The 13182-nt window shown below is 37.1% G+C and carries 12 protein-coding genes; 6 read left to right on the top strand and 6 right to left on the bottom strand.

Features of this window, described 5'->3' with window-relative positions:
• Nucleotides 1-8: 8 nt before the first annotated feature.
• The 3 genes from nrfD to BUC16_RS14845 are packed head-to-tail and all read left to right on the top strand — an operon-like array spanning nt 9 to nt 2392.
• On the top strand, nt 9-1379 hold the full coding sequence (gene nrfD / locus BUC16_RS14855; RefSeq protein WP_084546276.1) for an NrfD/PsrC family molybdoenzyme membrane anchor subunit: 1371 nt from the start codon (nt 9-11) through the stop codon (nt 1377-1379).
• Nucleotides 1380-1386: 7 nt separating this feature from the next.
• On the top strand, nt 1387-1932 hold the full coding sequence (locus BUC16_RS14850) for a hypothetical protein (protein ID WP_141226170.1): 546 nt from the start codon (nt 1387-1389) through the stop codon (nt 1930-1932).
• 49 nt (nt 1933-1981) lie between these two features.
• Nucleotides 1982-2392, top strand: coding sequence for a c-type cytochrome (locus BUC16_RS14845; RefSeq protein ID WP_073371626.1), 411 nt, complete (start codon nt 1982-1984; stop codon nt 2390-2392).
• Nucleotides 2393-2701: 309 nt separating this feature from the next.
• Here the strand turns inward: BUC16_RS14845 and BUC16_RS14840 are convergent, their stop codons facing one another.
• The 4 genes from BUC16_RS14840 to BUC16_RS14825 all read right to left on the bottom strand — a co-directional run bounded on the left by BUC16_RS14840 (nt 2702) and on the right by BUC16_RS14825 (nt 5602).
• The gene (locus BUC16_RS14840) at nt 2702-3547 is read right to left on the bottom strand and encodes a DUF2911 domain-containing protein (protein ID WP_073371589.1); all 846 of its coding nucleotides are present in this window, start codon (nt 3545-3547) and stop codon (nt 2702-2704) included.
• Between the two features lie 73 nt (nt 3548-3620).
• Entirely contained in the window at nt 3621-4274 is a 654-nt protein-coding gene (locus tag BUC16_RS14835) for an HAD family hydrolase (RefSeq protein ID WP_073371588.1), read from the bottom strand.
• Nucleotides 4275-4329: 55 nt separating this feature from the next.
• Nucleotides 4330-4857 carry a KdsC family phosphatase gene (locus tag BUC16_RS14830; RefSeq protein WP_073371587.1) on the bottom strand — a complete coding sequence of 176 codons (528 nt, stop codon included), beginning with the start codon at nt 4855-4857 and terminating at the stop codon, nt 4330-4332.
• Nucleotides 4841-5602: a Rossmann-like and DUF2520 domain-containing protein gene (locus tag BUC16_RS14825; RefSeq protein WP_073371586.1), complete on the bottom strand. Its 762-nt coding sequence runs from the start codon at nt 5600-5602 to the stop codon at nt 4841-4843. Before BUC16_RS14825 ends, BUC16_RS14830 begins: the two co-directional genes overlap by 17 nt.
• A 195-nt stretch (nt 5603-5797) precedes the next feature.
• On the opposite strand from BUC16_RS14825, the gene BUC16_RS14820 reads away from it, so the two are divergent.
• A complete protein-coding gene (locus BUC16_RS14820; protein WP_073371585.1) occupies nt 5798-8932 on the top strand; it encodes a cytochrome c biogenesis protein CcsA in 3135 nt (1044 codons plus the stop codon).
• Between the two features lie 229 nt (nt 8933-9161).
• Nucleotides 9162-9689, top strand: a complete 528-nt coding sequence (locus BUC16_RS14815; RefSeq protein ID WP_244534374.1) for a glutathione peroxidase — start codon at nt 9162-9164, stop codon at nt 9687-9689.
• 96 nt (nt 9690-9785) lie between these two features.
• Here the strand turns inward: BUC16_RS14815 and BUC16_RS14810 are convergent, their stop codons facing one another.
• Both BUC16_RS14810 and BUC16_RS14805 read right to left on the bottom strand, forming a co-directional pair.
• Nucleotides 9786-10733, bottom strand: coding sequence for a tRNA dihydrouridine synthase (locus BUC16_RS14810; protein WP_073371583.1), 948 nt, complete (start codon nt 10731-10733; stop codon nt 9786-9788).
• A gap of 84 nt (nt 10734-10817) precedes the next feature.
• Nucleotides 10818-11315: a GNAT family N-acetyltransferase gene (locus BUC16_RS14805; RefSeq protein WP_073371582.1), complete on the bottom strand. Its 498-nt coding sequence runs from the start codon at nt 11313-11315 to the stop codon at nt 10818-10820.
• Nucleotides 11316-11453: 138 nt separating this feature from the next.
• Here BUC16_RS14805 and menD point away from each other — a divergent pair, with 138 nt between their 5' ends.
• Nucleotides 11454-13115 (top strand): 2-succinyl-5-enolpyruvyl-6-hydroxy-3-cyclohexene-1-carboxylic-acid synthase, encoded by a 1662-nt coding sequence (menD, locus tag BUC16_RS14800; protein ID WP_073371581.1) that lies wholly within the window; start codon nt 11454-11456, stop codon nt 13113-13115.
• The last annotated feature ends 67 nt before the right edge of the window (nt 13116-13182 follow it).

Genomic DNA, 13182 nt, shown 5'->3' with positions numbered 1-13182 from the left:
TATAAATTATGTCTATAGATAAAGCAGAATCAGTTAAATACGAAACCTTTACCCAGGAAGAGTATATGATTATGAAAGACGATTTGCTGCGGCCAATAGAAAAAATTGGTATAGGGGCAAAGATTTGGATTGGATTCCTGACAGCCGTTTTCTTGGCTGGAGTGTTTGCTTATTATTTGCAGGAAACTAGGGGTAAATATGTTACCACAGGATTGAGGGATTATACAACCTGGGGTGTTTACATATCTAACTTTTTGTTTTTGGTAGCCTTGAGTTTGTCCTCCGTTTTTATGTCGGCAATACTAAGATTGACAAATTTTCAATGGTATCGTCCTCTTTCAAGAATAGCCGATGTTATATCGTTGTCCAGTATTACCATGGCTGGAATATGTATCATGATTTCAATGGGGCGTGCTGATAGACTTCATCATTTGTTTATTTATGGGCGTATTCAATCACCCATAATTTGGGATATAATTGTTGTGGCCACCTATTTTGTTGCCTGTGTTTTAGTGCTTTTTATAGCATTGATTCCTTCTTTGTCCACTTGTAAAAATCATTTGCACAACCTTCCAAAATGGCAATTGAAGATGTATGATATTCTCTCTTTTGGATGGGAAGGAAATGCGGAACAATGGAAAGTATTAAAAAAGACGGTGCTCATTTTGACTGTATTGATAATTCCGTTGGGAATTGCCTTGAGAACAGTTAGTGCTTGGCTTTTCTCGACAACATTGAGACCAGAATGGGACAGTACTAATTTTGGAGCGTATTTTGTATCAGGTTCTGCTCTTATAACCGTTGCAACGATGGTTATCGCTGTATATGCATTCAGAAAAATTTATAATTTAGAGAATTATTTAACGGAAATGCACTTTGATAAATTGGGTCAGGCCATGGTATTGATGGGGTTTATCTACGCTTATTTTAATATCAATGAATATCTTGTTCCTGCCTATAAAATGTCAGGCTTGCATGAAAATCATTTATTGGATTTATTTGTAGGTGAAGAAGCATTGTTTTATTGGTCGGTGGTGTTTTTTGGAATAGCGGTGCCTAGCATTTTGCCATTGTTTAGAAAAATGAGAAAGCCATTGCCTCTTAGTATTATAGCACTTGCAGTTTTAATAGCAGGCTGGTTCAAATTTTATTTAATCGTAATTCCTGGTCAAGCTCATCCGTTATTGCCTATACAAGATGTTCCTGAAACATGGAAACATTATACGCCAAGCCTGATTGAATTGACTATTGTTGCTGCAACAATTGCAGGAACATTGCTTCTTGTTACCGTATTTTCTAAATTTTTTCCCATCATTTCAGTATGGGAAGTTGCAGAAGGTAAATTAGAGGGGAAAGAAGAAATAATTAATTATAAATAATTCAGAGATGAAAAATTGTAACTGGTTTATGGTAACCTGCTTTATGTTGTTGTTTTCAATGGCAACTTCATTTGCACAGGATAAAGAAGCAAAAATCACTTTGACTTTTGAAAAAGTTGATTCTTTGAATGTTTGTAAAGCATTGGTGGTTTCAGACGGTGTTCCCGTAAAGGATGTAAGTGTAAAATTATCGGTGAAACGCTTGTACAGCAATTTGCCTGTGGGCGATGCAATTGCCACAGATTCAACTGGTGTGGCTACTTTTGAAGTTCCCCAGGATATTCCATCTCGTAATGGAAAATTATTTATATTTGCTAATATATCGGATGACGAAGTTTACATGAATGCCGAAGCAAGCGGTGAAGTAAATTGGGGTACGGTAGTTGTTAGTGATAACTCAAATGTAAAGGAACGTTCAATATCAGCTGGGAGAAATGCAGCTCCAATCTATTTTATTGTATCCTCTTTATTAGTTATTGGCTTAGTATGGGGATTTTTGATATACGCAGTATTACAAGTATTTAAAATTAAACGCTTAGGAAGCGCAAATTAAAATTAACAATTAAATCAAACATTAAAACAACAATTAAATTATGAAAAACATGAAAAAAATCCTTTTTGGGCTAGCTGTTTTAGCAGCCTTGTCGTTCACTCAAAACACTAATGCACAAGCAAAACCTAAAGGAAAAGAATGGAAAGTTCCTGCTGCAGATGCTGCGAAAAAAAGCACTGTAAAAGCTGGTGATGCATCGGCTATTGCTGCTGGAAAAGAAATTTGGGCAAGAGATTGTAAATCTTGTCACGGGGTTAAAGGTCTTGGAGATGGATCAAAAGCAGCAAAAATTGATATTTCTTGCGGTGATTTCTCATCAAAAGAATTTCAATCATTGTCTGATGGAGCAATTTTCTACAAAACAAAAATTGGTAGAAAACCAATGCCTTCATTTAAAGAAAAGTTAAGTGATGCAGAACTTTGGCAAGTAACTGCTTATATGAGAACTTTTAAAAAATAGTTTTTTTAAGCTTTTAATAAAAAAAGGGTTTGAAGTTTTTTCAAACCCTTTTTTTGTATCATAATTTGAGAGTCTTATTAGTAATGAAATCATGCTGTTTTAGATTTTATGGATTACTATATTGTATTTCATAAAGCAGTTGAGAAAAGGACTCCTCAAGCATCTTGGCTTTGACCTCGAAGTACTCGATGTTGGCAAAAAAAATGCTAAGTATCTTAAAATGCAATCTGGATTTCTCTCAACTTCTAAACAATAAAAAATCCTGTTTGCCAAGACAAACAGGATTCTATTGTAATTTTTAAAGATATTTTATTTCTTGCTCCACTCGGCAATACTGTCTTTGTTCATCTTTACATAATCTTGGTTTTTAGCGGCCTCAGCAGCTACAAGAGATAGTTTGGCTGTTTCGATTGCTCCTTTTGTATCGCCTTGCTTGGCTTGAATCAACGATTTTAATCTATAGTAAAAAAACGGTTTGTCTTGATTTATGTCCAAGGCTTTGTCAACATAGGTCAAGGCTTTTGTCAAATCTCCGTTGGATTGGTAAAAATATTGGGCGGCAGAAAAATAATCTCCGGCACTAGGTCCGGCCAAGGTTTTTTCAATACTTCCCATTGCCGTTTTCTGTGTTGGAACATCAAATTTTAGGGCAACAAATGTGTTTTCCCAAGATATTTCCAAGTGGGCAAAATTATTGTCCAGATTGTTGATTCCGATGGTGAAACTTTCTACAAATTTCTCTAAATGCTCCGATTTAACAGTTGTTTTTAAAGCTACTTTTGTTTCGTCCCATGTTTCTGGATTTCCCCAATTATCAGTGGCAGTGTAGAAAATTATTTCCCAGTTGTCCGCTCTCGGAGTGGTATATAAAGCATATTTTCCTTTTGGCAATGTCTTGCCGTCTATAACGACATCATCGCTAAAGGAGATAGTTGTGTTTTCGTTGGCACCAGTTCTCCATAATTTACCGAAAGGCACTAAATTATTGAATACATTCCTGCCTTTTGCGCTTGGTCTGGAATAAACAATTTCAACATTGGTTAAACCAACAACTTGGCTCAATGTTGATTTTGGACTTGCTTGAGGTGCTTTTACTTGTGCTTCAATGGCGTAATTGGCAATCATCATGGCCAATACAAATAGTATTTTTTTCATGGTTTAAAATTTAGATTCGTTCAAAATTACAAATTCAAGTATTCAAAAACGTTAATTAAACCTTAATTTGGAATTAGTATTTCGAAATCAAATCAAAACTCAATTCGTCAAAATGATTTATCACCACGTCTGCCAAAGACAAATCCTGTAGTTTCGAATTTTCGCTGTTGTAACCCACGCAAAAAATGCCGGCCGCTTTTGCAGCTCTGATACCGTTGGTGCTGTCTTCTATGATGATGCAATTTTCTTTTGGCGCAACAGACAAAGTTGCGGCATGTTCAAAGATGGCTGGATGTGGTTTTGAATGGGGGAAATCTTCTCCACTCACGATATGGGTAAAATATTGATGCAAATTAAACCGTTTGAAAACGCGGTCAATGGTTACTTTTGCCGCCGAGGAAGCGAGTATCAATTGCATGCCGTTTCCGTGTAAATCCTGTATTAATTTTTCGACGCCTTCTATTAAGTATAAATCTTCTTTGTTGTCGAAAGCATCATTGAAAATAGTTCTTTTTCTTTGGATTAAATCTTCCACTTCATCATCAATCGGGAATAATTCTTTTAGTTTTTGGAAGGTGTTTCGAGTTGAATTTCCCATAAAGGAAGTAAACATGTCTTTGGAAACATCAATTTTCAATTCGGTAAAATGTTGAAAATAAGCATAGCTGTGAACGGGTTCCGTATCCACGATTACGCCATCCATGTCAAATATTACGGTTTGTGTCATTATGATTTATTATTTTTAGTGTTTATTTTTCAGTGCCCCCTGCGACTGAAATTATTTAATCCAGTTTTCCATCAAAGTGGGTTGTCCATTTTTCATGCACTCGCATCACTTGTTCGATTACGTCACGAGCGGCGCCTTTTCCTCCATTTTTGTGTGAAATATAACGGGAAATGGATTTGATTTCAGGACTTGCATCTTGTGGGCAAGTAGGCAATCCTACAAGTTTCATCACGTGATAATCTGGAATGTCGTCGCCCATATACAATACTTGTTCCGGTTTTATGTCGTAAAGTTCGATATACTCTTTAAAAGTTTCCACTTTGTCGGGACTTCCTAAATGGATGTCGGTAATCCCCAAATTTCTCAACCGTACCCGAACGCCTTCGTTGCTTCCGCCGGAAATGATGCAAACATTGTAACCGCTTTCTACGGCTGCTTTCATCGCATAACCATCGCGAATATTCATCGTTCGCAAGATTTCACCTTCATTGGTCACGAAAACGGAACTGTCGGTCAGTACGCCATCGACATCAAAGACAAAAGTGGTGATGTCGTTCATTATCTCTTTATAACTTCTTGCCATTGTTTTGTATGGATTGTGTTAGTATTTTATAAATGTTTTTTTGATTTTCGTCCTTTAAAAAATCCAAATGGGCAGCGATGGTTTTCTGGTCGTTGCGGATGGCGGGTCCAGTTTGCGCATCTTTTGGAGAAAGGGTCATGACCTTGTTTGCCGTTTCTTGAATCAAGGGTTTCAGGACATCGAAAGGCACATCGTTTTCGATGCAAATTTCATTGCCCATTTGATACAGTTGATTCACGAAATTATTCACGAAAACTGCTGCAACATGCAAAGATTTTCGCTGTCCGGAATTTATTTTATAGACTTTTTGGGAAATTAGTTCGGCTACTTTTTTCAAGAATTCAAAATCGGTTTCCTTTTCACTTTCCAGACAAATGGGAATTTTGCTAAAATCGACTTCGGCTTTTTTTGAAAAAGTTTGTAGAGGGTAAAAAATTCCGTTTCTATTCTTTTTATCCAAAGCTTCTAAAGAAACACTACCGGAAGTGTGCACTACCAGTCTGTTTTCGAAAGGCAATTGTGAAGAAACAGCAGCAATGGCATCGTCGGAAACGGCAATGACATATAAATCAGCGTCCTTTAAATCATTGAAATTATCGGTAATTTTAGGAGAATCGAGTAGGTGGGCGACTGCTTCTTTTTGTCTTGAAAACACTTGAACCACTTCGATTTTTTTGTTTTTGTCGAAAGCTTTAATCAAATGTTGGGCAACATTTCCAGAACCAATAATAATCACTTTAATCATATGCCAAAATTAACGAAAAAAATAAAAACTAATGCATTGTGGTACAATTGAATTTTAAAAATAAATTATGGTTAAGTTTTGGTTTGTAAAATTCAAAAACCCTTATTTTTGGATTTAATTAACAATTTTGAGAATCTGAAACTCAACAATTATAAGTACTTTTGTAACACTTTAATAAAACGTAATTTCTTACAGATGAATAATAAATTAACATCCTTTTTATTTTCCACTCGATTAATGGCCATCCTTTTCCTGACTTTTGCAATTGCAATGGCTGCGGGAACTTTTATTGAAAGCAAATACAATACTGATACAGCCCGCATTTTGGTCTATAATGCTTGGTGGTTTGAAGGGATTATGTTGGTTTTTATGATCAATTTTATAGGAAACATCCAACGCTACAACTTGTTAAGAAAAGAAAAATGGGCAACACTGATGCTGCATTTGTCTTTTGTTTTCATCATTGTCGGGGCATTTATTACCCGTTATATCAGTTATGAAGGAATGATGCCTATTCGAGAAGGTAATACCGAAAACGTGTTTTATTCCGACAAGATGTACCTTACTCTTTTTGTGGATGGCGAATACCAAGGCGAAACAAGACGTCGAGTTTTCGAAAAACCATTGTTGCTTTCGCCTGTTACCAACAACAATTTCTCCATTTCGGAGAACTTTGCCGATACCAAATTTGAAGTAAATTACGAAAACTTCATTATGGGAGCTAAAGAAGTCATCAAACCGGATGCTAAAGGCAGTCTTTATTTAAAATTGGTCGAAGCTGGTGAAGGTGGTCGTGAAGAACATTTCTTGAAAGAGGGAGAAGTTCAAAACATTCACAACACGCTTTTTTCATATAATAAGTTCACGGCTGGTGCGATAAATATTACCATAAAAGGAGACACTTCCACGATTCAAACCCCTTTTGAAGGACAGTTTATGCGAATGGCGGACAAATTGCAGGGTAAAGTAACCAAAGACAGTGTGCAAACCTTGATGATGCGTTCGTTGTATTCCATAGGCGAAATGCGCTTCGTTTTTCCGGAACCTGCAGTAAAAGGGACGATTGGTTATGATTCTAAAAATGATTACAAGGCCAAGAACGGTAACGATGCTTTAATCGTGAAATTGAACGCCGAAGGACAAGAGAAAACGTTGACCTTGATAGGCACGAAAGGAAGAACAGGAGAATCGAAATCCGTGAAAATAGGAAAACTGGATTATACTTTTACCTACGGAAACAAAGTATATACATTGCCTTTCAGTATAAAACTGAATGATTTTATAGCCGAGAAATATCCTGGAACCGAAAAAAGTTTTTCATCTTTCGAAAGCCAAGTTACGCTTCGAGATAAAAGCGAGGTTTTTGATGCCAGAATTTACATGAACAATATCTTGGATCATGGAGGTTATCGTTTTTTTCAATCGTCTTTCGATCCAGATGAAATGGGAACTGTCTTGTCTGTAAACCACGATTATTGGGGAACTTTGATTACTTATATTGGTTATTTTATGTTGTTTTTCGCCATGGTGTCGATCTTGTTTACCAAACATTCCCGTTTTGCTGATTTGAAACGAAAATTGGAAGTAGTGAAAACCAAAAAGGCAAATTTACTGCCGTTATTGCTTTTGTTTTTGAGTTTTGGTGCTTTCGCCCAAAATCACAATGGACGTTTTTTAAATCAAAACCAATTGGATTCCATAATTGAAAAACGAAAAGTATCTGAAGCTCACGCAGCCAAATTTGGAAGGATAATTATTCAGGATGCTGGAGGTAGAATGAAACCCATCAACACTTTCTCTTCCGAATTATTGCGAAAAGTGAGCCATGAGAATACGTATAAAGGGATGAATTCCGATCAAGTGTTTTTGTCGATGACACAAGGCGGAAACATTTGGGTTCAAATTCCAATGATTTATATCAAGTCAGGAAATGACAGTATTCGCAAGATTATTGGAATTGATGCCGATAAAAAATACGCTGCTTTTATTGACTTTTTTGACAATAGCGGAAATTACAAATTGTCGCCTTATTTGGAAGGAGCATACAAAACTGCTAATCCAAACCAATTTGAAAAGGATTTTATCGAAGCCGATAAAAAAGTCAATTTAATGGAAGCTGCCTTGAGCGGAAGCATCTTGAAAATTTTCCCTATTCCGAATGACGCCAACAATAAATGGGTTTCTTATCCAGAGCTGGAACATGCCGGTTTAAAAGGAATGGCGGGAACTTATACCCAAAATATTCTTCACATGTATTTTACCGCCTTGGAGCAAGCATCAGTTTCCGGTGATTACAAACAAGCGGATGGATTATTGGAAAGCATTAACGGTTACCAGAAAAAATATGGTAGCAAAGTGAGGCCAAGCGAAGAAAAAATCACTTCGGAAATACTTTATAATGAATATGACGTGTTCCAAAAACTTCCTTATTGGTACATATATTCAGCAATGTTGATGCTCTTTTTTACCATCCTGAAAATATTCAAGGAAAGAAAATCATTGAATATTTTGGTCAACACTATGCATGTTATTATCGGCTTGCTTTTTGGTTTGCACACGATTGGTTTGATAGCCCGATGGTACATTTCGGGTCACGCGCCTTGGAGCAACGCTTATGAATCGATAATTTACGTGGCTTGGGCTACCATGTTTTTTGGTTTGGTTTTCGACCGAAAATCAAAATTGACCGTGGCTTCCTCTGCCTTTGTGGCTGCCATGATTTTGACCGCGGCTTACATGAACTGGATTGATCCTGAAATTGGTAATTTACAGCCAGTCTTGAATTCGTATTGGTTAATGATTCACGTGGCGATAATCGTGGCGAGTTACGGGCCATTTGCCTTGGGAATGATTTTGGGAGTGGTTTCCTTGTTGTTGATTTTGTTTACCAATGAAAAAAACAAAGCCAAGATGGAATTGAATATCAAGGAAATATCATATATCAACGAAATGGCGTTAACTGTTGGTTTGATTATGCTGACTATCGGGAATTTCCTTGGTGGACAATGGGCCAACGAAAGTTGGGGACGTTACTGGGGTTGGGATCCAAAAGAAACATGGGCATTGATCAGCATTATGGTGTATGCTTTCGTGATTCACTCGCGTTTCGTGCCTTCACTTAGGGGAAAATGGGTATTTAACCTGATGAGTATCTTTGCTTTCGTATCGATTTTGTTCACTTATTTTGGAGTTAATTTCCATTTGGTCGGCTTGCATTCTTATGCCAGCGGAGAGGCAAAATCGTTGAGCTGGATATGGCAATCACTTGGTGCAATCACCTTATTTGGAGCGATTACCTATCCAAAATACAGGAAATATTACAAGAAGTAAAATAACCAAATCAAACAAAAAAGGTTCAACATTGAGTTGAACCTTTTTGTTTAGTATCAGGACTGGACATTATCGTATTGGAAACCCAATAGTTTGAGAATATTGAACTTTCTAATATTATAAAAACTTTAGGAATCGTTCTAGTATTAAAAAAAAACATTTTAACTATTTTTATAAAAAAATTAAACCAATGAAAAAGCTATTTAGTATTGCTTGTGGAATTTTCCTTATGTGGACAATCCAAAGTCAAGGTCAAAACGATAATACAACTATGAAAAAACAGACTATTTACCAGTTTAAAGTGGAGGATTTGTCAGGGGAAACATTTGATTTTGCTTCCTTGAAAGGAAAGAAAATAATGATTGTAAACACTGCTTCCAAATGTGGATTGACTCCACAATACAAGGAATTGGAAGCATTGTATAAAGAATATGCTGCAAAGGGTTTCGTGATTGTGGGCTTTCCTGCCAATAATTTTGCCTCGCAAGAGCCGGGAACCAATGCGGAAATTGCCACTTTTTGCCAATTGAATTACGGAGTGACTTTTCCGATGATGGGCAAGATTTCGGTAAAAGGGGATGACATAAATGAAGTATATAAATTCCTTACCCAAAAAGCCAAAAACGGACTGGAAGATTCAGAAGTAAAATGGAATTTCCAGAAATATCTTTTGAATGAAAAAGGAGAATTGGTAAAAGTAATCTCTCCGAAAACCCTGCCTAACGATCCTGAAATAGTGAATTGGATTAAAGGGTAGTATTATTCTTTTTACCATATAAACCATATAAGGCATATAAGTTTCATACAAGAGAAATACCTTAAATGAAACTTATATGCCTTATATGGTTTATAATTATTTCTCGTTTTTGAAAATGGCCGCCACTGCAGCTTCATAATTTCGGATACTCTGCGCTTTCTTTATCTGTTTCAATACTTTATGCGGATTTGAAAAGGTGGTCGAAAAGTATTCCCATAAATGATACATTTTTAGCAATATATGGGTTTGTCCGGATAAGGATTCACTGTATATGGCATATAAAGTATCGTGAAATGCACTGAACAGTTCCATTTTGTTTTTAGGATATTCCGGGGTGTTGTTTCTTATCATGCTGGGCAAAAAAGGATCAGAAATTAATCCTCTTCCAATCATCCAGTGGTCAATGCTTGAGAAACGTTCCTGCATCTCGTGAAATTTGGCCACAGAACTAATGTCGCCGTTATAATACAGTTTGTGTTTGGTGTTGTCGATGCAGTGTTGAAATGCGTCCAAATGTACACCGCCTTTATACAATTGCTTGCCGATACGGGCGTGAATGGCGATATTCTTGATGGGATAGGTATCCAAAATTGGTAAAACATCCAGAATTTCTTCGGTGGTATCATAACCCAAACGCATTTTCATCGACACGATAATATCAGTTTCAGAATGGGCTCTATCGAGAATGTGGTTGATTTGTTCGGTGTTTTTAATCAAACCGGAACCCATCCCGGATTTGGTGACCATTGGATACGGACAGCCCAAGTTCCAGTTTAATTCTTTATATCCCAGTTCCCGAACGTATTTTGCCACAAACAAAAATTCGTCGGCATCGTTTGTTATCACTTGAGGAATCACTTCTAAACCAGCATTGTTCTCGGGAAGCAAATCACGTTCGTAAGATGCTTTTATAACCAATTTTCCGTTCAATCGTATGTAGGGAGAATAAAAAGTGTCTATCCCTCCAAAAAGCTTGTTTTGGGCATTTCGAAAACGAAAATCGGTAAATCCTTGTAAAGGTGAAGAAAGAAGGGTAAAGCTCATATTATTTGTAAAGGTGCAAATATAGGATTCTTTTACACACTTATTATTTATATGAAGGAATTACGTTTTTTTACAGAATCACTTCTATTTCAAAATCAGTTGCATAAAAACCAAATCCAGCCAATGGTCAAATTTGTATCCGACTTCGCGAATGGTGCCAGCAACTTCAAAACCGAATTTTTTGTGAAAAGCGATACTTGCCTTATTTTTTGCATCGATGGCTCCAATCATGTTGTGGAAACCTTGTTCTTTGGCTAATTTGATGAGTTCTGCCAATAATAGTTTGCCAACTCCATTTCCAATAAATTCTTCCGCAACATAAACAGAATGTTCCACCGTGTATTGATAGCCTATTTTCTCCCTAAATTGACCGTAAGTAGCATATCCAATCGCTCCGTTTTCAATCTCTGCCACAATTACAGGCCAGTTTCGTGCCTGTTTTTCTTCAAACCATAATTTTTGGGTTTCAAAATCGTGTGGTTCATAATCATAATTGGACGTGCCGTGAAGTATTTCGTGATTAACGATTTCCAATATTGTGTCAATATCTGCAAAAATTGCCGGTCTTATCTTGATTTCCATACCAAATCTATTTTGCTCAAAATTAAGAAAAATGAACCATATACTTAGGGAAAAAGGGGAGCAACTTTGTATCTTTGCTTGAATTGAGGTTTCCAACAACTTTAAACTTTTAAACCTTAAACTTTAAACTAAAATTTAATGATTTATCCCAAAATACCTTTAGCACAAAGCATCATCCAGATTTGTCTTGCTAAAGGAATCAAAAACATCGTCATTTCTCCAGGTTCGAGAAATGCTCCTTTAACCATAGGTTTTGTTAGCAATCCCGAATTCAATTGTTACAGCATTGCCGACGAGCGTTGCGCCGCTTTTTTTGCCCTTGGAATTGCCCAACAAATCCAGAAACCCGTTGCGGTCGTTTGTACCTCTGGTTCTGCTTTGTTGAATTATTATCCCGCTTTTTCCGAAGCGTTCTACAGCCAGATTCCCCTAATCGTGATTTCTGCGGACAGGCCTCAAAGCAAGATTGACATTGGCGACGGCCAAACCATTCGCCAGAAAAGCGTATTCAAGAACCATTCGCTGTACAATGCCAATTTAACGGAGGAAGTTTCGGTTGAAAACGACTTGAAAATCAACAAGGCCATCAACAAGGCTTTTACCAAAAAAGGTCCCGTTCACATTAATGTACCTTTTGAAGAGCCTTTGTACCAAACGGTTTTCAAATTGGATGTTGACGTGACGATTTCGGCTTACAAAAAAAGTCTTCCTAAAATCTCGATTGACGAAATCATTGAATTTACCAATATTTGGAACAAATCCAAAAAGAAATTAATCCTCATAGGAGAAAATAAACCCAATGAAATTGACGCTGAAATTATTGAGGCCTTGGCCAAAGATCATTCGGTGGTCGTGATGACGGAAACGACTTCGAACTTGCAGCATCCTTCCTTTTTGAATAATATTGACACCATAATTACGCCTTTTACAAAGAAGGAATTCAAAAATTTCCAACCGGATATCTTGGTGACTTTTGGAGGAATGGTGGTTTCCAAAAGGATAAAAGCATTTTTGAGGGAATACAAACCAGCCCATCATTGGCACGTCGATACCTTGAGGGCGTATGACACTTTTGGTGCTTTGACCAAACATTTCAAGCTTAATCCCAATCCGTTTTTTAATCAATTTTTGCCGTTTACCATCCCGATTAAAAGTAATTATCATGCTAATTTCGAACAAATTTCAGCCTTGCGGGAAAAGAAACACCAAGAATATTTGGCCAAGACTCCTTTTTCGGATTTCAAGGCTTTCGAAAAAATAATTCCTTCCTTGCCGGAAAATTCAATGCTGCATTTAAGCAACAGTTCGGCCATTCGTTATGCCCAATTGTTCGCCATAAATCCTTCGATTACGGTTTATTGCAATCGTGGAACCAGCGGAATCGACGGCAGCACTTCTACGGCAATCGGAGCGGCTGTGGCCAATGAAAGACCGACGGTTTTGATAGCGGGAGACATCGGATTTTTGTACGACAGCAATGCCTTGTGGAACGAATACACGCCAAAAAACTTCAAGATTATCCTCATCAACAATGGAGGAGGAGGGATATTCAGGATTTTGCCCGGACACGAGGAAACGCCTGTTTTTAACAAATTTTTCGAGACTTCCCATTGCCTCACTGCCGAGCAATTGGCCAAGATGTACGGTTTTGAATACAGCATTGCCAGCGATGAAACAAGTCTGGAAAATGGGTTAAAAACGTTGTACAGCCAAAACGAAAAACCTGGCATTCTGGAAATTTTCACCCCTACATTGGAAAATAGCAAAATCTTGTTGCAGTATTTTAAAGAGTTGACATAAATTTTAAATAGTATTCTGCTGAATAGTTGGTTTAGGTTTGATTTTACGTAACCCTGCTACGAAACAG

It is taken from the genome of Flavobacterium fluvii, assembly GCF_900129545.1.
Lineage (GTDB): Bacteria > Bacteroidota > Bacteroidia > Flavobacteriales > Flavobacteriaceae > Flavobacterium > Flavobacterium fluvii.
Note: the sequence above shows the minus strand (reverse complement) of the source record. Positions and strands in the feature narration are given on the sequence as shown.

Coding starts and splice junctions, on each gene's coding strand:
- BUC16_RS14825 (WP_073371586.1), bottom strand. CDS start 5,602: ATGATTAAAGTGATTATTATTGGTTCTGGAAATGTTGCCCAACATTTG.
- BUC16_RS14830 (WP_073371587.1), bottom strand. CDS start 4,857: ATGGCAAGAAGTTATAAAGAGATAATGAACGACATCACCACTTTTGTC.
- BUC16_RS14845 (WP_073371626.1), top strand. CDS start 1,982: ATGAAAAAAATCCTTTTTGGGCTAGCTGTTTTAGCAGCCTTGTCGTTC.
- BUC16_RS14810 (WP_073371583.1), bottom strand. CDS start 10,733: ATGAGCTTTACCCTTCTTTCTTCACCTTTACAAGGATTTACCGATTTT.
- BUC16_RS14835 (WP_073371588.1), bottom strand. CDS start 4,274: ATGACACAAACCGTAATATTTGACATGGATGGCGTAATCGTGGATACG.
- BUC16_RS14815 (WP_244534374.1), top strand. CDS start 9,162: ATGTGGACAATCCAAAGTCAAGGTCAAAACGATAATACAACTATGAAA.
- menD (WP_073371581.1), top strand. CDS start 11,454: ATGATTTATCCCAAAATACCTTTAGCACAAAGCATCATCCAGATTTGT.
- BUC16_RS14805 (WP_073371582.1), bottom strand. CDS start 11,315: ATGGAAATCAAGATAAGACCGGCAATTTTTGCAGATATTGACACAATA.
- BUC16_RS14820 (WP_073371585.1), top strand. CDS start 5,798: ATGAATAATAAATTAACATCCTTTTTATTTTCCACTCGATTAATGGCC.
- BUC16_RS14840 (WP_073371589.1), bottom strand. CDS start 3,547: ATGAAAAAAATACTATTTGTATTGGCCATGATGATTGCCAATTACGCC.
- nrfD (WP_084546276.1), top strand. CDS start 9: ATGTCTATAGATAAAGCAGAATCAGTTAAATACGAAACCTTTACCCAG.
- BUC16_RS14850 (WP_141226170.1), top strand. CDS start 1,387: ATGAAAAATTGTAACTGGTTTATGGTAACCTGCTTTATGTTGTTGTTT.